This is a genomic window from Actinomadura sp. 7K507, assembly GCF_004348425.1.
GTDB lineage: Bacteria > Actinomycetota > Actinomycetes > Streptosporangiales > Streptosporangiaceae > Spirillospora.
This window is the reverse complement of the sequence record NZ_SMKK01000039.1, coordinates 1-18,313: the sequence shown is the minus strand read 5'-3', so window position 1 is coordinate 18,313 and position 18,313 is coordinate 1. Positions and strand designations below refer to the sequence as shown.

At 67.9% G+C, this 18,313-nt stretch carries 20 protein-coding genes; 6 read left to right on the top strand and 14 right to left on the bottom strand.

Annotation, left to right across the window (positions count from 1 at the left end):
• Nucleotides 1-17: 17 nt before the first annotated feature.
• Genes E1285_RS11690 through E1285_RS11670 form a run of 5 tightly spaced genes read right to left on the bottom strand, consistent with a single transcriptional unit; the run spans nucleotide 18 to nucleotide 4,965 of the window.
• Nucleotides 18-809 (bottom strand): ABC transporter ATP-binding protein, encoded by a 792-nt coding sequence (locus E1285_RS11690; protein ID WP_132151072.1) that lies wholly within the window; start codon nucleotides 807-809, stop codon nucleotides 18-20.
• The gene (locus tag E1285_RS11685) at nucleotides 806-1,699 is read right to left on the bottom strand and encodes an ABC transporter permease (RefSeq protein ID WP_132151070.1); all 894 of its coding nucleotides are present in this window, start codon (nucleotides 1,697-1,699) and stop codon (nucleotides 806-808) included. Before E1285_RS11685 ends, E1285_RS11690 begins: the two co-directional genes overlap by 4 nt.
• Before the next feature lie 7 nt (nucleotides 1,700-1,706).
• Complete coding sequence (locus tag E1285_RS11680; protein ID WP_165966565.1) at nucleotides 1,707-2,630, bottom strand: ABC transporter permease; 924 nt, start codon at nucleotides 2,628-2,630, stop codon at nucleotides 1,707-1,709.
• A complete protein-coding gene (locus E1285_RS11675; protein WP_132151066.1) occupies nucleotides 2,627-3,466 on the bottom strand; it encodes an ATP-binding cassette domain-containing protein in 840 nt (279 codons plus the stop codon). Before E1285_RS11675 ends, E1285_RS11680 begins: the two co-directional genes overlap by 4 nt.
• Nucleotides 3,467-3,468: 2 nt before the next feature.
• On the bottom strand, nucleotides 3,469-4,965 hold the full coding sequence (locus E1285_RS11670; RefSeq protein ID WP_165966564.1) for an ABC transporter substrate-binding protein: 1,497 nt from the start codon (nucleotides 4,963-4,965) through the stop codon (nucleotides 3,469-3,471).
• A gap of 217 nt (nucleotides 4,966-5,182) precedes the next feature.
• Between E1285_RS11670 and E1285_RS11665 the strand changes: the two genes are divergently transcribed.
• Genes E1285_RS11665 through E1285_RS11660 form a run of 3 tightly spaced genes read left to right on the top strand, consistent with a single transcriptional unit; the run spans nucleotide 5,183 to nucleotide 7,244 of the window.
• Nucleotides 5,183-5,920 carry an enoyl-CoA hydratase/isomerase family protein gene (locus E1285_RS11665; protein ID WP_165966563.1) on the top strand — a complete coding sequence of 246 codons (738 nt, stop codon included), beginning with the start codon at nucleotides 5,183-5,185 and terminating at the stop codon, nucleotides 5,918-5,920.
• Nucleotides 5,917-6,735 (top strand): VOC family protein, encoded by an 819-nt coding sequence (locus E1285_RS45500; protein ID WP_165966562.1) that lies wholly within the window; start codon nucleotides 5,917-5,919, stop codon nucleotides 6,733-6,735. The genes E1285_RS11665 and E1285_RS45500 overlap by 4 nt, the downstream gene beginning before the upstream one ends.
• Nucleotides 6,732-7,244, top strand: a complete 513-nt coding sequence (locus E1285_RS11660; protein ID WP_165966561.1) for a flavin reductase family protein — start codon at nucleotides 6,732-6,734, stop codon at nucleotides 7,242-7,244. The genes E1285_RS45500 and E1285_RS11660 overlap by 4 nt, the downstream gene beginning before the upstream one ends.
• Before the next feature lie 55 nt (nucleotides 7,245-7,299).
• Here E1285_RS11660 and E1285_RS11655 read toward each other — a convergent pair whose 3' ends face one another.
• From E1285_RS11655 to E1285_RS11640, 4 genes are all read right to left on the bottom strand, one after another.
• Nucleotides 7,300-7,983: a TetR/AcrR family transcriptional regulator gene (locus E1285_RS11655; RefSeq protein WP_132151058.1), complete on the bottom strand. Its 684-nt coding sequence runs from the start codon at nucleotides 7,981-7,983 to the stop codon at nucleotides 7,300-7,302.
• Between the two features lie 20 nt (nucleotides 7,984-8,003).
• Entirely contained in the window at nucleotides 8,004-8,486 is a 483-nt protein-coding gene (locus tag E1285_RS11650) for a MaoC family dehydratase (protein WP_132151056.1), read from the bottom strand.
• Between the two features lie 62 nt (nucleotides 8,487-8,548).
• Complete coding sequence (locus E1285_RS11645) at nucleotides 8,549-9,277, bottom strand: enoyl-CoA hydratase/isomerase family protein (protein WP_165966560.1); 729 nt, start codon at nucleotides 9,275-9,277, stop codon at nucleotides 8,549-8,551.
• A gap of 7 nt (nucleotides 9,278-9,284) precedes the next feature.
• On the bottom strand, nucleotides 9,285-10,055 hold the full coding sequence (locus tag E1285_RS11640) for a nitroreductase family protein (protein ID WP_132151052.1): 771 nt from the start codon (nucleotides 10,053-10,055) through the stop codon (nucleotides 9,285-9,287).
• Between the two features lie 167 nt (nucleotides 10,056-10,222).
• On the opposite strand from E1285_RS11640, the gene E1285_RS11635 reads away from it, so the two are divergent.
• Together E1285_RS11635 and E1285_RS11630 are read left to right on the top strand one after the other, a co-directional pair.
• Nucleotides 10,223-11,752, top strand: coding sequence for an AMP-binding protein (locus E1285_RS11635; protein WP_132151050.1), 1,530 nt, complete (start codon nucleotides 10,223-10,225; stop codon nucleotides 11,750-11,752).
• Nucleotides 11,753-12,702: 950 nt separating this feature from the next.
• On the top strand, nucleotides 12,703-14,070 hold the full coding sequence (locus tag E1285_RS11630; RefSeq protein WP_132151048.1) for an IS110 family transposase: 1,368 nt from the start codon (nucleotides 12,703-12,705) through the stop codon (nucleotides 14,068-14,070).
• 238 nt (nucleotides 14,071-14,308) lie between these two features.
• On the opposite strand, the gene E1285_RS11625 is transcribed toward E1285_RS11630, so the two are convergent.
• The 4 genes from E1285_RS11625 to E1285_RS11605 all read right to left on the bottom strand — a co-directional run bounded on the left by E1285_RS11625 (nucleotide 14,309) and on the right by E1285_RS11605 (nucleotide 17,187).
• Entirely contained in the window at nucleotides 14,309-15,130 is an 822-nt protein-coding gene (locus E1285_RS11625; RefSeq protein ID WP_132151046.1) for a hypothetical protein, read from the bottom strand.
• A 294-nt stretch (nucleotides 15,131-15,424) separates the two neighbouring features.
• On the bottom strand, nucleotides 15,425-15,664 hold the full coding sequence (locus E1285_RS11620; RefSeq protein ID WP_132151044.1) for a DUF2283 domain-containing protein: 240 nt from the start codon (nucleotides 15,662-15,664) through the stop codon (nucleotides 15,425-15,427).
• A 546-nt stretch (nucleotides 15,665-16,210) separates the two neighbouring features.
• Entirely contained in the window at nucleotides 16,211-16,990 is a 780-nt protein-coding gene (locus E1285_RS11610; RefSeq protein WP_132151042.1) for an aminotransferase class IV family protein, read from the bottom strand.
• A 17-nt stretch (nucleotides 16,991-17,007) separates the two neighbouring features.
• Entirely contained in the window at nucleotides 17,008-17,187 is a 180-nt protein-coding gene (locus E1285_RS11605) for a hypothetical protein (RefSeq protein ID WP_132151040.1), read from the bottom strand.
• Between the two features lie 398 nt (nucleotides 17,188-17,585).
• On the opposite strand from E1285_RS11605, the gene E1285_RS45495 reads away from it, so the two are divergent.
• Nucleotides 17,586-17,753, top strand: a complete 168-nt coding sequence (locus tag E1285_RS45495) for a hypothetical protein (RefSeq protein WP_207946543.1) — start codon at nucleotides 17,586-17,588, stop codon at nucleotides 17,751-17,753.
• Nucleotides 17,754-17,913: 160 nt separating this feature from the next.
• Here the strand turns inward: E1285_RS45495 and E1285_RS46550 are convergent.
• On the bottom strand, nucleotides 17,914-18,313 hold a 400-nt coding region (locus E1285_RS46550; protein ID WP_207946542.1), incomplete at its 5' end, for a hypothetical protein.

Here is an 18,313-nt window from a genome sequence, read left to right as displayed (position 1 = left end):
GAAAGGGTCGTGCCTCCTCAGGTCCAGTTCGGGATGGCCGCGAGCAGGCGCCGGGTGTAGTCCTGCTCAGGCCGGTCAAGGACCTGCATCGCAGGGCCCTGCTCGACCACGCGGCCGCCGTTCATGACCGCGATGCGGTCGCACAGGTCGCTGGCCAGCATCAGGTCGTGGGTGACGAACAGCAGTCCGATGCCGAGCTCGCCGACGAGGGACCTGAACAGTTCGACGACCTTGGTCTGGGTGGTCACGTCGAGCGCCGTGGTGCATTCGTCGGCGATGACCATCGACGGCCGCGTGACCACCGCCAAGCCGATGGCGACCCGCTGGCGAAGGCCACCGGACAGCTGGTGCGGGTAGCTGTCGAGAACGCGCTGGGCGTCGGTGATCCGCATCTGCTCCAGCACCTCTGCGGAGCGCCGTTCGACGTCCTCCTTGCCGATGTCCCGTACGTGCCTGCGAAGGACCTCCGCGAGGTGCGCCCGTACCTTCATGAGCGGGTTGAGCGACCGGGACGCGTCCTGGAAGACCATTCCGACGGCGCTGCCGCGGACCCGGTGCGTACGGTCGGCGTCCGGCGCGACGATGCGTTCGCCCGAGAGGGAGATCGAGCCGCCGTCCACCCGGACGTTCTTGTCCAGGAGCCCGACGACGGCGCGGGCCAGGGTGGTCTTGCCGCTGCCGGACTCACCGACGACCCCGACGATCTCACCACGCCCGATCGCAAGGTCGACGTCGTCCAGCAGCCGGAGGTCACCACCGGAGAGACGGGCCGTGATGGACAGGCCCTCGACGTTAAGGAGCTCGGTCATCGGCGCCGCTTTCGTGGGTCATGGTGGGTGAGCAGCGCGTCGCCGAGGAGGTTCACCAGCAGAACGAGAACGGTGATGGCGAGCCCCGGGAAGAACGCGATCCACCACGCCTGGCTCAGTTCGTCCTGTCCCGACGCGAGCATGGAGCCCCAGCTGGACTTGGGCGGCACTACCCCGAGGCCGAGGAAGCTGAGCGCGCTCTCGACGAGGATCGCGGTACCGACCTGGAGCGTTCCGAGTGCGACGATCGTGCCGGCGAGGTTCGGCAGCACGTGCCGGAAGATGATCCGGGCCTCCGAGGCGCCGACGGCGCGCAGGCCGAGCACGAACTGCTGTTCGCGGATGGTCAGGGTCGTCGCGCGGGTCACGCGCGCGCAGGCCGCCCATCCGGTGAGCGCCAGGACCAGGAACAGAACCGGCAGCGAACTCCCCCGGTTGGAGATGATCGCCAGCGCGATGAGGATGAACGGCAGCGCGAGCTGGGCGTCGATGAGGATGGAGATCACCTTGTCGGCCCAGCCGCGGAAGTAGCCGCCGAGCAGGCCGATCAGGACACCGGGCCCGATCGCGACCAGTGCCCCGACCAGCCCGATCATGATCGTCAGCCGGCCGCTGGTCATCAGCTGCGTGAGCATGTCCTGGCCCCGCTTGTCGGTGCCGAGGGGATGCCCCCAGGTGCCGCCGTCCAGGAACGCCGGGGGCAGCCGCGTCTTCGTGAGGTCCTGCCCGCCCTCGGGCAGCAGGCCGGTCACCGGCAGGACGAAGACGAGGGCGGCGACGGCCACCAGCGGCACGGACAACCAGAACACCGAGCTGCGGGAACGCCATGCCCCGCGGCCCGCCGGCACCTCTCCCTTGGACGCGGGTGCGTCGACTTCGAGCCGGCTCATCGCGGTCTCACCTCACCCTCGGGTCGACGACGGAGTGGATCACGTCGACAAGCAGGTTCAACAGGACGAACGCGACGGCACCGAAGACGACGATGGCCTGGACCAGCGGGAAGTCACGGAACTGGACCGCCTGGAGGGCGAGCTGCCCGAGACCCGGCCACGAGAAGACGTACTCGATCGCGACGGCACCGGACAGCAGGATGCCGGTCTGCAGAACGACGATGGTCAGCACCGGCATCAGCGCGTTCTTGAACGCGTGCCGCCACACGACGCGCGGGCGGCTGAGCCCGCGTGCGCGGGCGGAGTCGATGAACGGCTCGGCGAGCGCCTCGCTCATGGACGCCCGTGTCAGCCGCGCGATATGCGCCATCGGATAGAGCGACATCGTCAAGCTCGGCAGGATGAGGTGACGCGGCGTCCCGGACTGGCCGGCGGGAAGCCATCCCAGCTTCACGGCGAACAGCACGACGAGCATCATGCCGAGCCAGAAGACCGGGACGGACTGGCCGAGAAGCGCGACGGTGGACGCCGCCCGGTCCCACCAGGTGCCCTCGCGGGTCGCCGCGAGGACGCCCAGCGGGACGCCGATCAGGACCGCGATCGCCATGCCGGCCCCGACCAGCTGGAGCGTGAAGGGCAGCCGGTCGAAGATCAGTGTGGTGTTGGCCTGGTAGAACTGCAGCGACTCGCCCAGATCCCCGGTGACGATGCCCGTGATGTAGTCGAGGTACTGCGTGATCAGCGGCCGGTCGAGGCCGAGCTGCTGCCGGAGCGCTTCGCGCTGCTCGGGCGGGGCCGTGGGCCCGAGGATGTTCGCCGTCGGGTCTCCGGAGAGACGGCCGAGCGCGAACGCCATCGTCAGGGCGATGAACAGTGACGCGAAGAGGGTCGCGACGCGGACGGCGACACGCCGGAGACGAGCGGTCTTCATCGGCGGGCCCTCCATCGTGCTCCGGGCATCGCGGCGAGGAGCTCGCGCGTGTAGTCGTCGGCGGGGCGGGTGAAGACGGTCTCGCAGGGACCGCCCTCCACGACCCGTCCGTGCCGCATGACGTGCACGGTCTCGCAGACGGACCGGACGACCGCGAGGTCATGGCTGATCATGAGCAGGGCGGCTCCGGTCGTCTCCCGTACCTCCCGGAGGAGTCCGAGCACGTCGGCCTGGACGGAGACGTCCAGCCCGGACGTGGGTTCGTCGGCGACGATGAGCCGGGGACGCATGAGCAGGGCGCGCGCGATACAGACCCGCTGTGCCTGACCGCCGCTGAGCTGGTGCGGATAGCGGTCGAGCAGGTCCGGGGAGAGCCGGACGCTTTCGAGGAGCCCGGCGTCGTCGATCCACGAGGTGCGCTTCCGCTGGAGCCCGCGAAGCTCCCGGAGCCCCGAGCGCACGGACTGGCGCGAGTCCAGCGACCCGTGCGGATCCTGGAACACGATCTGGACCTCGGGGCGCAGCTCCCGGAGCCGGCGCCGGCTGAGCGATGCCAGCGAATGCCCCAGGAGCTCGATGTCGCCGCCGCTGCGGGGCCCGAGCCCCGTCGCGGCCATCGCGAGCGTGGTCTTGCCGGATCCGGACTCGCCGACGACGGCGGCGCTCTCACCCGCGCCGATGCGCAGGGAGACCCCGTCGACGGCCCGGAAGACCTCACCCGTGGTGCGGTTGTGGTGCTCGACCACGAGCCCGTCGACGACCAGGACCGGCGCGTTCTCTGGGTCGGGGAGGCCCCGGCCTTCGTCGGCCGGGACCTCTTCCAGCGTCTCGGACATCGTCAGCGAGTCGCGTTCGTGAAGTCGAAGTTGTTCAGCGCCCCGTACTGGACACCCTCCACGCCGTCGCCGAGACCGTAGTTGTAGATCTGCTTGTACAGGGGGACGTAGCAGTGCTTCTCGACGACTCCGAGAGTGTTGAGCTCGTCGTAGATCTTCTGCGCCCCATCGGTGTCGTCCTGCTCCAGCGCCTCGCCGACCAGTTCCTCGATCTTCGGGTCCGGGCAGTTGGCGGTGATCGACTCCTTCTTCATGAATCCGCTCGCGTAGAAGTCGGGCACGGCCGCGTTCGGGACCGCGCCGAACATGTACAGGCCGTCGACCTGGCGGCCGGCGACCTCCTTGGTCAGCGTTCCGTAGTCGGTCGGCCGGAACTTCACCTTGAATCCGGCCTTCTGGAGGCTCGCGCCGATGGCCTGGGCGACCTCCTCCATGTTGGTGTACTGAGCGGCCGGGTAGGTGACGTTGACGGGCGGGGCGGACGACCCCACGAGCTGCTTGGCCTTGGCCGGGTCGGCGCTGACCTTGGCCACGGGCTGGGTTCCCGGCTTCACGTTGAGCAGACCGCCGTCGGCGACGGCCTTGCCGTCGAAGATGCCCTGGACGATCTCGTCGCGGTTGATCGCGAGCGCGGCGGCCTCACGCAGCTCGGGCTTGTCGAAGGGCGGCCTCGTCGAATCGAGGAACGCGGTGATCTTCAGGGCGGACTCGGTGCTGACGACCTCATGCCCGGCCTTCTTCGCCTGATCGGCCTGAGAGGGCGGCAGGTCCAGCGCGACGTCGACGCTCTCACTCTGCAGCAGCGCGAGACGCTGGGAGGCCTCGGTCGCCCAGGTGAAGGTCACACCGGTGTTGCTCGGCTTCTCGCCCCAGTAGTCCGGGTTCGCCTTGACCGAGATCTCGCGGCCGGGCTTGGCGCCCTCGAACAGGTACGGCCCGGTGCCGACGGGCGCGGCGGAGAAGCCCTCGGGGCCCTTCTCCTTGTAGTACTTCGGCGGGACGAGGTACACGGTGGTGAGCAGGTTCGGCAGGTTGTACTGCGGACGCTTGGTCTTCACCACGACCGTGGTGGCGTCCGGGGCCTCAGCGGACTCGACGTTCGCGAAGTACGTCTTGAGGATCGAGGTATCCGAGTCCCGCGTGAGCTCGATCGTGTTGACGACCGCGGAGGCGTCCGCCGCCTCACCGTTGCTGAACTTCAGGCCCGAGCGCATCGTGAAGGTCCACTCGGTGGGGGACGACCGCTTCCAGTCGGTGATGATGCCGGTGCGGTCGGGGTCGAGCTTCGCGTCGGTGTTGACGAGCGGCTCGACCATGGTGCCCCAGACGACCTGCGCCGAGCGGGGGCCGGCGATCGGGTCGAGCGTGGCCGGCTGGGCATTGAGCAGCGTTCGGATCTTGGTGCCTGACGCACCGGTGCCCGGGTCCCCTCCGCAACCGGCGGCGGTGATCGCCACCGCGGCCCCGACGGCGACGGCCGCCAGACGCCAGACGGTCAAGCCTCTTCTGATCATTTGGATCCTCCACCGCTCGGACTGCCCGCAGCGTCGAAGTGACAGTAGGTGTCAACCGGCCAGTGACCCGTGACACTCGCCACAAAGTACCGACCAGCCGGTATCAAGTCAATGAGTCCGTCCAGGTGGCTCCGGGCCAGCAAGCACCCAAAGCGCTCTGGAAGAGCAGCATTTCATACCGACCGGCATGTATGATTTGTCCATGCCGATCACAGTGACGAACGAGCACGAGGGGCGCGTCGCCAGGGTGAGGTTCGACAACTCCGCGCGTGGGAACTGCTTCGACACCCCACTGCTGCAGGAGCTGACCGAGGCACTGGAGGCCGCGGCGGAGGACACGTCCCACGCCGTGATCCGCTTGGAGATGGCCGGGAGGCACTTCTGCGGCGGCTGGGACACCGCATCGTTCGCGGACCTGTCGGACGAGCCCGAAGAGGCCGTGGCCGACCGCCTCCGTGACGGCGACGCACTGGTCGACCGGATCAGGAGACTGCCCGTACCGGTGGTGGCGGGCGTCCGCGGCCGGGTGATCGGGTTCGGCGCCGGCCTGCTGAGCGCCGTGCACCTTCCCGTGGCCGCCGCGGAGACCCGGCTGTCCCTGCCCGAGGCCAGGTTCGGATTCGCACCGGCCGGCGTCGGCCACATCGTGACCCAGGCCCTGCCGCGCGCGCATGCCTACGCGCTGCTGGCCGGGCTCACGACGGCAAGCGGCCGGGAACTGCACTCGTGGGGGCTGGTATCCCGGGTCGTCGAAGACACCGCGGATCTCGACGCGGCCGTCGACGAGGTGATCGGCGAACTTCTGGCGGTGCCGGGCGACACGCTCCGCTCGATCGTCCAGGTCGTCGAGTCGAGCCTGGACACCGGCCTCCCCGACCGCGCGTACGAGACGTCCGCGCGAACCATCGTCAGAGCCGGACGAAAGGGAGGCGGATCGTGAACGATCACGTGTTCCGACCGGGAGAAGCGGTCTGGGTGGAACTGTGCACCCCCGCCCCCGAGGCGGCGGAGGAGTTCTACGGCGCGCTGCTCGGCTGGTCGGTGCGGCACGAGCGAATCGGCGACTCCACATACCGGATGTGCAGCATCGACGGGCGCGACGTCGCCGGGATCTCCGACGACGCACTGCACGGCGGACGACCGCGCGGCTGGCTCACCTACTTCGCCGTCGACGACATCGACGGGGTGGCGCGCGAGGCCGTCGCCCTGGGCGGTGAACTGGTGACGGCGCCGCGGCACCTTCCGGCGGCGGGGACCGGCGCGACGGCGATAGACCCGTTCGGCGCCGCCTTCGGCCTCTACCAGGGAGAAGCCCGCGCCGGCGTTCAGCTGACCAACCTCCCCGGAGCACTCTGCTGGAACGAGCTGGACACGGGAGAGCCCCACAAGTCCGTGTCGTACTACCGATCGCTGTTCGGCTACGGCACCGAGTCGCGCAGCGATTCACCGACCGGACGCCCCTACAGCGTCCTGACCCTCGACGACGTTCCCGTGGCGGGCGTGCTGGAAATGGACAACGCCTGGCCGAACCTCGTCCCGTCGAAATGGATCACGTACTTCGGCGTCACCGCCCTGGACGCGGCGGTCGCCCGGACAGCCGAACTCGGCGGGACCCCGACCATCGGGCCGATCGACAGTCCGAACGGTCCCCTGCACCTGGTGAAGGACCCCGGTGGGCACACGGTCTGCCTCATCCAGCTCCAAGACGGGCTGCGACCCGACCATGTCTCGTCTCCCTCGGCGGTGAACCGATGATGACCGAACCGTTGTTCGACTCCGACCAGTTCCGCCGTGTGTGCGGCCATTTCCCCACCGGCGTGACGGCGGTGACCGCGGTGGCCCCCGGCGGGAGGCTGGCGGCGCTCACGGTGAACTCCTTCACCTCTGTCTCGCTCGACCCCGCGAAGGTGCTGTTCTGCCTCGCGAACTCGTCATCGAGCTTTCCGACCTTGATGGACGCAGAGCGCATCGCGATCCACATTCTGAGCCGTGACCAGGAGGATGTCGCCCGGCGGTTCGCGACGTCGGGCCTGACAGGTGAGAGGAGGCTGGAGGGCGTCGGCTGGACGCCCGGTCCCGACGGCGTCCCGCTGCTGCCCGAGACCCCGGCCGTCCTCGCCGGACATCCCGGGGAGATCATCACGAGCGGCGACCACGCGATCATCCTGGTGGCGGTGGACCACGTGCACCTGAAGCCGTCCGACACCCCTGCACTGTCGTTCTACCAGGGGCGCTTCACCACACCGGCCACCACGGCGGAGTGACGCCCAGACGGGGGAAGCGGTCGGCGGTGCCGTGCGCAGGGGCACCGTGCCCGCCTCACTCGGTGAGGAGCCCCATGAGGATCAGATCGCAGAACTGGTTCGCGACCTCGTCGATCCCGAGGCTGCCGTTGGGATTGAACCACTGGAAGGCCGAGGCGCACATGCCGACGATGCCGAAGGTGATGATGCGGCCGCTCATCTCCCTGCGGAACGCGCCCGCGTCGATGCCGCGCTGGACGGCCTGGCGGAACATGGTCTCCAGCAGGTCCCGCTTCTCGGTGACCGACCGGAGCCGGTCGCCGGTGAGGTGTCGCCGCTCCTGGTTGAAGATCGCGACGTGGGCCCGGTAGGTGGCGACGCCGGAGAGGCTGAGCCCGATGAGAGCGCGCAGCTGCTCGACGGGATCGGAGTCCTCGTCGAGGATCTCGCGAGCCGACTCGATCTGGGTGTCGAGGTACTCGCTCTGGATGTGCCAGAGCAGGTCCTCCTTGCTCTGGAAATGGTGGTAGAACGCGCCCTTGGTGAGGTTGGCGCCTACGACGATCTGCTTGAGCGTGGTGCGGTCGAAGCCCTCCCGCTCGAACAGGTCGAGCGCGCTGTCGACGATCTCCCGGCGGGTCCGCTGCGGATCATAGCCGTCGGACCAGCGCCAGCCGGCCTCGTCAGCCCTGGAGGCCGCCCCCTTCTCGCCCGCGTCCGGCCCCTCTTCCAGCGCCGGTTCCGCGGCTTGCTCTGCCATCGCGCTCCCTGTGGTGCTGGTCACGGGTAGTAGCGGAAAAGGATCTCTGCCACGCAGCAGGTGGTGCCGTCGTGCGCGAACTCCACGACCACGGACGCCTTCGCCTGCACTCCTTCGAGCCCGTTCTCCGCGGGGATCCGCTCGGCCGAGGCGAGCGTGGCCACGCCCTGAATCTCGGTACCCGGCGGTAGCGGCTTGACAAAGCGCACCCGGTCGAGTCCGTAGTTGATCCCCATCGAGAAGTCTTCGACCGCGAGCACGTCCTCCAGGAGCCGGGGAACCAGCGCGAGAGTCAAGAAGCCGTGGACGATCGTACCGCCGAACGGGCCGGTCTTGGCCCGCTCGACATCGACGTGGATCCACTGGTGGTCCTTGGTGACGTCGGCGAACCTGTCGACCTCTTCCTGCGTCACCACCCGTGCCTCGCTGGCCCCGAGCTCCTCGCCGACCAGATCGAGCAGCTCGCGAGGCTCGCGAACGCTGGTTCGCCGGGGTGTCCGCATGGTAGGTACTCCATTCCGACTGGTCGCAATGTAACTCTATGAGCTGCGGCGCTTCAGCGCATTCACTGAGCGTCGTGACCGGCGATCTGCTCGCCGATGTGTTCCTGGAGCACGGCGTCCTCGCGCGCCCAGGCCGTTTCGTCGCCGCGGGGCCGGGCGACCTTCAGTATCCGGGCGACCGCGGACGCGTCGAGAGCCGCGATGTCCCCCGCGATCTCGGCGGCGCGGTCATCGAGCCGCGAACCGGGCACCACCTCGCTGATGAGGCCACGGCGTGCGGCTTCGCCGGCGGACCAGGTCTCACCGGTGATCAGAAGTCTGCGAGCCAGGACCGGGCCCACGGCCAAGGGCAGCATGACGCTGGACCCCCATCCGGGAACCTGGCCTACCGCCACGTGGCGGTCGCCGATGCGCGCGGCCTGCGCGGCGATGGCGATGTCGCAGGCAAGGAGGAGTTCGAGCCCACCCCCGTACGCAGCTCCGTTGACGGCGGCGATGGTGGGCAACTCCGCCGCTCGAAGCCGCTGGACGAGAGCGCGCCCACGGCTGAGGAACGCCCGCAGCCCGGACGGATCCCCGAGAAGGCTCCTGCCTTCGGCCAGATCGGCGCCGGCGCAGAAGCTCCTGCCCGTGCCGGTGAGGCCGAGGACGCGGATCCCGGGCTCGGCGGCCCGGTCGAGCCACTCTTCGAGCATCGCCACGACCTCTGAGCCGCAGGCGTTACCGGCTTCGGGACGATTGATACGGGCCCAGAGCGCCGGCCCGCGGCGCTCGATGACGACGGAACTCATCGGACGCTCACGCAGGGCCCGCCTGGCCGAACGGCTTGTCTTCATAAGGGAACGGTTGTCCCCACCGGTCGAGATAGGCGACCTGGTTCACGGGCTTGCGCTCCGCGACCTTGAAAGCTGCGCCCTTCGTGTAGGCGACCGGAAGCATGGTGATCTGGAGGGCATCGTCGGGGATCCCGAGGATCTCGGCCGTCTGCCGTGCGCGGTACAGGTGCGGTGTGGTGATCACCGTTCCGAGTCCGCGGGCGCGCAGCGCCAGGTTGAACTGCCAGACGGCCGGATATATCGAGCCGTAGAGCGCCGAGGTGGTGCCTGGACCGCCCTTGGCGGGATCCGGGCGTGTAGCGCACGGTATGACGAGGTGAGGCGCGCGGCCGATCGTGCGGGCGAGGTGGTCGGCCCCGCGGAGGACGCGCCTGATGCGGTCGCCGACCTGCCCGTCCGCGCCGACTCCGCCGAGTCGGCCTTTGACCTCGCGGCTCCCTGTCCCTTCAGCGCTGTGGAGCGGCTTGAGAATGTACTCCTCGTAGGCCGCCAGGTAGTGCTCCGCGAGCCGCGCCTTGCGTTCGGCGTCGCTGACCACGACCCAGCGCCAGTCCTCCGCATCCCCTCCCGTGGGTGCCTGGAGAGCGAGTTGGAGGCACTCGCCGATCACCTCGATGGGCACGGGCCTGTCGTAGTCGAGACGGAGCCTGACCGCACGGGTGGTGGTCAGGACGTGGTTGAGATCGGTGAACGGCGGTTCGGCGTCCACACCGGCGGCTCTCCCATGATCCATTACCGCCATCCTTTCATACCGACTAGTAGGAATCTATCACCTTGGCGACCCTCGACTACAAGCAGCCAACCTTATCGGCGCGAAAGCCTCTGGACCTGCACCTTCAACGGTTCAGACACAGCAGCCAGCCATTGTATTCCGACCAGTTGGTTTGTAATGTCCGCAATGTGAACTACGCCAACGTCGCCCGCATGCTGCACGACCACCTCGGTCCTCGTCCCGACCAGGAGGCTCTGGTATTCGAGGACCGCCGGTACACGTTCGCCGAGTTGGAACGCTGCGTGGACCGCACCGCGCATGCGCTGAGCCAGGCCGGGATCCGCCGCGGTGACCGCGCCGCCCTGCTGGCCGGCACTTCCGACCACTACGTGATCGCCATGTTCGCCCTCGCCAAGCTCGGCGCGATCGCCGTCCCGCTGAACGTCCGCTGGGCCGCCGACGAGATCGCCTACGCACTCGACGACGTCACCCCGGCCCTGCTGCTGATCGACGCCGAGCACTCGGAACTCGCCGGCACCGGCGCGGCCCGGGCGGCCGGCGCCCCGGCGGCGCTCGACCTGCACGCCCCGCCCGGCCGGGACTCACTGGCGGCGCGCGCCGCCGCCATCACCGCAGCCCCGCTCCCCTACGCCGATGTCGAACTCGACGATCCCCACCGCATCCTCTACACGTCGGGCACCACCAGCCGCCCTAAAGGCGCGCTGCACACCCACGGCTGCAGCGCATGGAACCATCGCGCGATGGCGGCCGACGCGGACCTGCGCCCCGGCGACCGGCTACTCGTCTCCTACCCCATGTTCCACGTGTCCGGCCTGGAGGCGCCAGGAGTGTTCGCCGCTCTCTCCGCCGGCGTCACCTGCGTCCTCCTTGACGGAGGGGACGCCGGTACGGTGCTGGACGTTCTGGAGCGCGAGCGCATCACCTTGACCGTCCTGCTTCCCCCGCTCTACGACGAGGTTCTATCCGCCTCACCCGACCGGGACCTGCGAGCATTGCGCTGGATCATCACCGGTGCCGTCACTCCCGCCCTGATGCGCAGGTTCACCGAAATGCTCCCGGGCAAACGCCTGATCGAAGTCTTCGCGATGACCGAGGCCACCGGCCCGCTGACCTTGCTGGACGAGGCGCACATGGTCGAGAAGGCCGGCCGCACCGGCCGGGCCGTGCGAAACGTCGAGCTCAGAATCGTCGATGAGCAGGGGCAACCGGTACCCGCCGGCACGACCGGCTTCGTCCAGGCACGCGGTCCCAAACTCAGTCCCGGATACTGGGGCACGCTGGAGCCCGTGCGACCGGACCCGGCACGATGGTTCGACACGGGCGACCTCGGTTCGCTCGACTCCGACGGGTACCTCGGCTACCACGGCCGGGCCAAGGAAGTGATCAAGTCCGGCGGCGAGAACGTCTCGATGGCCGAGATCGAGCGTGTACTCGGCCAGCACCCAGGGATCCAGGCCGCGTGCATCGTCCGGATCACGCACCCGACCTGGGGTGAGGTGCCCAAGGCGTACGTGCTGCTGCGCGAGGGCACTCAGGCGGACGCAGACGAGCTGGAGGCCTGGTGCCGAGCGTCGCTCGCCGGGTTCAAGGTCCCACGCACCTGGGAGTTCGTAGACGACCTGCCGTTCAACCACTCCGGCAAGGTCCTGCGCCGCGTACTCCAGGACCACGAGAACACCCGCACCGCGCCCCCCTGAGCCAGAGCCACCTGACGCGCCGGACTGTCACGACCGGTTCCGTCGACGTCCACCCGGGAGTGACCGTGACCGCCCCTTGATCACCATGTCCATTTGCACGCTGCCCCACCCGCCGACCTGTACTCTCGCCGGGGCGCGCTTGGCGTCAACTGGGGCATGATCGGTGTCGTGTTGGTCATCCAACGGGTTCGCATCGTCTGGACCGGACGTGGCAGAGGCGCGGCTGAGGCGACCGTGCGCGGCCGGCTCCCCAAGGCATTCCCGCTCCCGGACAGTGACGGCAGCGGGGAAGTACTCGTGCACGAGGTCTGGATGCGGGAGGCCGATGGGTATGTCCCGTCCGAAGAACTCCGTACCCACAGCAACCTCTCTGGGGTGGCCTGGCTAGGCCTGAAGCGCGAACCGAGCGGCGCAATCCGCATTGAGCGCCGCCCGGTCTGGGCCTCCTACCCTGTGACCAGACGGGTGGTCCACCTGGGAACCCTGGCACCTGGCCAAAGCGCACGGTACCGGGCCAACTTCCGATTCTCTGGCTATTCAATGTCCTGGACGTACTGCGACTGGACAGTCAGCATCGCCCACGAAGCGCCTCAGAGCACCATGTTCCTCGGACAACGACACACTTTCGAACGCGACGACAGAGTCTCCCTCTACGGCAACCCCTCCCGCCGGTGACCTGCTGATCCGTAGCAAGTCACCCGGAACCTGAGGGACGCCGCGACGGCGTGAAATGATCTTCGGCCGGGGCCGGGTTGTGAGCCCGTCTGATCTTGCGTTCACAGCGCGTTAGCAAGTCTGGAGCCGGGAGCGGTACGAGGGTTGCATCCTGTTGCTGCGAGCACGCCGACCAGATTCGTCGGTCCCTGCCTGTTCCCCGGCCTGGCCCCGCCCTGTCGCTGAACGTTCCTGAAGGGGTGTGCGGGCCGGTGGCCAAGGTGAGGTCTGCTGCGGTGAGCGAGGCCGAGCAGGTGGAGGAGCCGACCGAGTTGCTGGCTCGGGTCGCGGCGGTCGATGTGGCCAAGGATTCCGGGGTGGTGTGCACCCGGGTGCCGCACGAGAGCCGGTCCGGCCGCAAGGTGCAGAAGGTGTGGACGGCGCCGGCCCGATACGCCGATGTCGTCGCGCTCGCCGACCATCTACGCTGCCAGGGGATCGAGCGGGTCGTGGTGGAGAGCACCTCGGACTACTGGCGGATCTGGTTCTATCTGCTGGAAGCCGCCGGCCTGCAGGTGTGGCTGGTCAATGCCCGCGACGTCAAGAACGTCCCCGGACGCCCCAAGACCGACAAGCTGGATTCGGTGTGGCTGTGCAAGCTGAACGAGCGGGGCATGCTGCGCCGGTCGTTCGTGCCGCCGGCCGCCATCCGGGACCTGCGGCAGCTGACCCGGTTGCGGGCAGTGCTGGTCGCCGAGTCCTCCCGGCACCGCAACCGGATCGAAAAGGTGCTGGAAGACGCACTGCTGAAGATCTCCTCAGTGCTGTCGGACATGCTCGGGCTCAGCGGCCGCCAGATCCTGAACGCGCTGGTCGCCGGACAACGATCGCCGAAGGTACTGGCAGAGCTGGCCCACCCACGAGTGCGGGCGAGCCGAGCCGAACTGGCCGCCGCGCTCACCGGCCGGTTCCGCGACGTGCACGCCACCGAGATCAAAATGCTGCTGGAACTGATCGACACCCTGCACGCCAAGGTCGAACAGCTCGACACCCAGATCACCGCACTGATCACCGAGCTGCCCGACGCCCACGGCGTCTGCACCAGCTGCGGAGTCACCGGGACAGCGCACGCCCCGACCTGCCCGGACCTGGCCCTGCCGATCCTGTCGCTGGCTCAGCGACTCGATGAGATCACCGGCGTCGGGCTGCCCTGCGCGCACGTCATCATCGCCGAACTGGGCACCGCAGTCACCACCCAGTTCCCCACCGCCGGACACGCCGCCGCCTGGGCCCGCCTGGTACCGCTGGCCGACCAGTCCGGCGCCACCACCAAACCCGGCCGGACCGGCAACGGCAACCGGTGGCTACGCGGCGCACTCGGAACGGCCGCGATGACCTGCGCCAAAACCAAAGACACCTTCCTGGGCGAACGGTACCGGCGGATCCGACGCCGCCGCGGCAGGAACAAGGCCATGGTCGCCATCGCCCGCAACATCCTGGAAATCGCCTACCTACTGATCGCCGACCCCAGCCTGCGCTTCCACGACCTCGGCGCCGACTACTACACCCGCCTCAACCCCCAACGCCAGACCCGCACCAAAATCCGCGACCTCGAACGCCTCAACTCCGGCATGAAAGTCACCCTCGTCCCCACCACCGCCTGACCACCCGCACACAGCCCATATCGCCGCGACCCGGCCACACCACCCGCCGGGCACCGCCACCTGCCCACGTCACGGTGGGGATTTCCGACCAGATCAAGACTGTCCAGGCACTCCCCACAGGTCCCCTGACCAGCGCGGCAAGCTCCCCGCCCGTCCAACGTCATCCGATCCCGTTGTTAGCAAGCGCGTTAGCACTTACGCCCGTCCCGTACGGTACTCCCGCACGTACAGCGAGACGTCACGACAGGGCAGTTTGCCCGTGTCCTCCGAGCGGGGACTGAGGGGCTGGGTCCCTCGACCAGTCGATGCCGTCCAGTTTAGATGCCGCCTCGATGCGAACCACCGGCACACCCAGACCACCACCGCCCACGCGAACCACACTGTGCGCCGACGTGTGCATGCATAAGCCCATGTGAGCCTCTGTTCCGGTATCCGCTGCTGTACAGCTCCAGTCAGTCATCCAACTCGCGTGGGTTGTCACCGGCCAGCGCTCGAAGGTCTCGCACCGACTCACCCCCAGGGGCAGACCATCTACGCCCAGATGACTTCGCACCCTGGGCGAGACCGTCATCGGAGCCAGCCAACCCTGGTGCACTTGAGCGATCTGACTCGGAACGGGTGCAACCGGGTAGGTGGAGATCCCCTGTGCCCAATTGATGAGCAGCCCTTCCGTCCCGTCGAGGTCGGTCATCACGAGCGACACCGGTTGTCCCTCCTCACCCCAGGTGTTCCAGACCGCCCACCCCTCGGGTCGCGGGTCCACGTTGAGCCGCTGACATGCCGTCTCGTAATCGTCGTCCATTCCGAACGGCATGGCCGCCGACCTCAGCAGGACGACCCCTAGCAAGCGCATCCTCGGCCGATCGGCCTTCTCATCGAGACAGCCGTCGCCCTGGTAGTGGTAGTGCCGGAGCGTTCGGGCCAACTCGTTCACGGCCCCGCGAAGTGAGTCCGCCTCCTCGGGCTCGTCGTCGTAGGCAAGCCACCCCTCGCCGATGGCCGCGTTAACCACGGCGCGACTACGAGCTTCGATTTCTCGCAGATACTCGGATTCGCTCATCTCGGGACCGGACACGGCGTCAGTCTGGCACGGTGACCAGATCGGGACGCTCAATTTTCTCGGTGCCATCAAGCCAACCCATCCAATTACATGCAAATTCAGAACCGTCCAGGCATGTCCCCACGTGACTCCTGACCAGCGCGGCGACCTCCGGATGGTCCACACTCGTCCAAGGTCATCCGATCCTGCTGTTAGCACCACCGTTACTCCGGACATCCCCTGAGAACCGACATACGGGCTGGTCTGCGCTTCGGTTGTCCGCCTGCCTGGGTTTCCCCCGCTGTCGCCGGCCGTTCAGACGTCTAGGCGCTCGGCTGTGTCGAGCAGGTATCGCGGCAGCTTGGAGCGGGCGTCGAGGATTTCGACGCCGATGACGCGCCCGTCTCCGTCGAAGTCGAGGTTGATCATTCCGTTCACGCTGTCCTCGTCGCAGGTGTAGGTGCGCGCCGACTTGACGTCGACCTGGGCGGGATCGACGAAGTAGACGTAAGCGGCGTCGGCCTGGTGGTCGTAGGTGACTCTGACTTCTGCCATGGGGCTCCCCTACTGAGCGGACCTCACGTTGAGCAGGGCTCGCATGGTTTCGACTGGGGTTGCGCAGCGAAACCTATGTCGTCGTCGAGCATGTCTGCTGAGGCGTCGTTGAACGTGGATGGCGCGCATCGGAGGAAGGGGCTCGTGGACGCGCTCCCCTTCAGCTCGTGGCGGCCGGGCTCGGTCTCGGTCGAGCACCAGTCCCACATGCTGCCGCACATGTCGTAGACGCCGTACGGGCTGACGCCACTGGCATAGCAGCAAACGGGGGTCGTGTTGCGCTTTCCGCCCTCTCGGGAGTTGACCTTCGCGGGGGTCCGCTGGTTACCCCATGGGTAGATCTCGACTCGTGCCCCTCGGGCTGCCCTCTCGCATTGCTGGGCGCTGGGGAGGCTGGGCGTACGCGTGGGCGCCGTGCCACGTGACGACCACGACCGGGTGGGTGTCGAGTCCTTCGGGACGTCGTCGTTCTCCCAGTGCTGCGGGGGCTTGTAGTCGGTCGCTGCGACGAACTAGGCGTAGTCGGCGTTTGTAGCGGGGCGGTGCTCAGACGGCTTCGGCGGGGATCTCTTCGTATTCCTTGCGAAGAGTCTCCAAAATCGGGTGCGCGTCCGGGAATTCCACTTCATTAATGGCCGTAATCGCTCTTACGCCAATGGCCGTGTTGGTCGCGAACGCGGCTTCCATGCGCGGTAGGTCGGAGAGGTTGACAGGACCAAGGGATGTCGCGTCGTGCACTTGGTGCAGTAGGCGCATGGTCACGCCGTGGAGAACTTCGGCGTTAGGCCAGACGACTTTCTGTCCGTCGAAGAAGCCGATGTTCCATGTCGCCCCCTCGGAGACGTACCGGTCCGGGTCGGTGAAAACACAGTCGTCGAATCCGTCGAGTTGGGCGTTGCGGCGATGCCATAGGGCGCCGAGCAGGCCGACGTGCTTCTGTTCGGGCAACTCTCGCACGTAGGGGACGGATTGCACACGCATCGGGGACATCGGCCATGCCCCGGACGGGCGGGTTGTGACGAGAACCTTCGGTTCGGCCTGGGCTCCGGGGTGGCCTAGCTCTAGGTCGGGGTCGTAGATCGTCACACGGACGACGAACGCGCCGTCTCGTCCAGCGGTGGCCTGTCTGACGTACTCCCGGACCTGCTGGCGGTCCAACTCCTGGCCGAAGAGTACGCGGCAATCTCGGACGAGTCGCTCCAGATGGTGCGAAAAGCCTCTGATGCGCTGGTCTTCCATGCGCATCGAGGTGAAATGACCGTAGTTCACCAGAGCTAGCGCTTTGAGCTCATCCGGGCTGACAGGTACGCCGTTGAGTTCAGCCATGGGGCTCAGTGTGTCAGTCAGTGTGTCAGTAGGTATGGGCTGCTCATAGGGCGGGTGCAGGACGAGTTCAGGGCTGTGTCGGTTCCGGCCGTCTGCACAGCAATGGCACAGGGCGGGTCGGCGGGCTGAGCGAGGAAGAACGCCAGTTCCATCTCGCGGAACTCGCCGAGATCACTGCCGAACTCGATGAACTTCACGCCCAGACACGGCAGATCACGGCTCGGGTTCACGGAGCCGCTACGGCTCTCTGTGGCGATGCGTGACGCGCTGGTGCAGGAGCAGCAGCGCGCGGGGCGTCCAGAAACGAAAAGGGCCCGGTGATGGTGGCGTGGGCTCCCCCGCCGTCACCGGCTGGGGCCGCTCCTGCGCCGGGTGGGGCAGCCCTGGAGGAGGCTGAGGCTGCGCGGCGGGTACTTATCCCCCCGGATGCACTCGTCGCGCTGCCTCGGCCGTTGACCGCGCGGCGGCTGCCGAACCGGCTCGCGCGTGCCTTGCAACGGCGGGGCTGGAAGGTGGCGCACCGTTCCGCCGAGACCATGCCCGCAGTGACGGCGACCCGGTGTAGGAGGTGGGCGCTGGGCAGGCGTGGCCGTCCGTGCGATCAACACCGGCGCCCCCCACCAAGGAGTGGCTCGGGGTCACTCCCACCGGCAAGCCGATCGAGATCGTCGAGTACGCCATCTACCGGATCCGCGACGGGAAGTTCCTGCACATGTCGGCCGTCCACGACGCCGAAACCCTGCGCGAACAGCTCACAGCCTGACCCGCCAGACGCGGTACAACGCACACGCGGGTGCCCGGCCCTTCCGGCCGGGGCACCCGCTCTGTTCTCGGACAGCGAACCGAAGCGGACGATGCCCAGTACGACATCGACCCGGCCCCGCCTGCCCTCGACCCCGTTGACGGCCTTCGCGGCGATTCGGTCATGCTTGGTGAAGGGCGTAGAGAAGGAACGCGATGCAGCAGAGGGTCAGCGCGCCCATCCCGGCGAAGTAGGCGCTCGCCCTGCGTCGTCGTCCCAGCAGTGCCGTTGCAAAGCCGATGATCGGCGCAAGCCCGGCACCACCGATCCCGACCCATAGCAGTGCCACACCGGTCGAGGTTTCGAAGACGTTCGCAGAGGGGCGGCCAACGAGAGCAAGACCCATTGCGAAAGCCACGGGAAAGGCAAGCCACCATGAGGCCATGCCGACAACCAGCCAAGACGTGATCCTGGCCGCGTTAACCTCGATTTTTCGTGAGGTCGGTTGGGTCGCGGAGCGACCCAACCGACTCTTGGCTTTCGGTGGCGGGTCAGCCGTGGGGCCCGACTGTCGCGTCGGG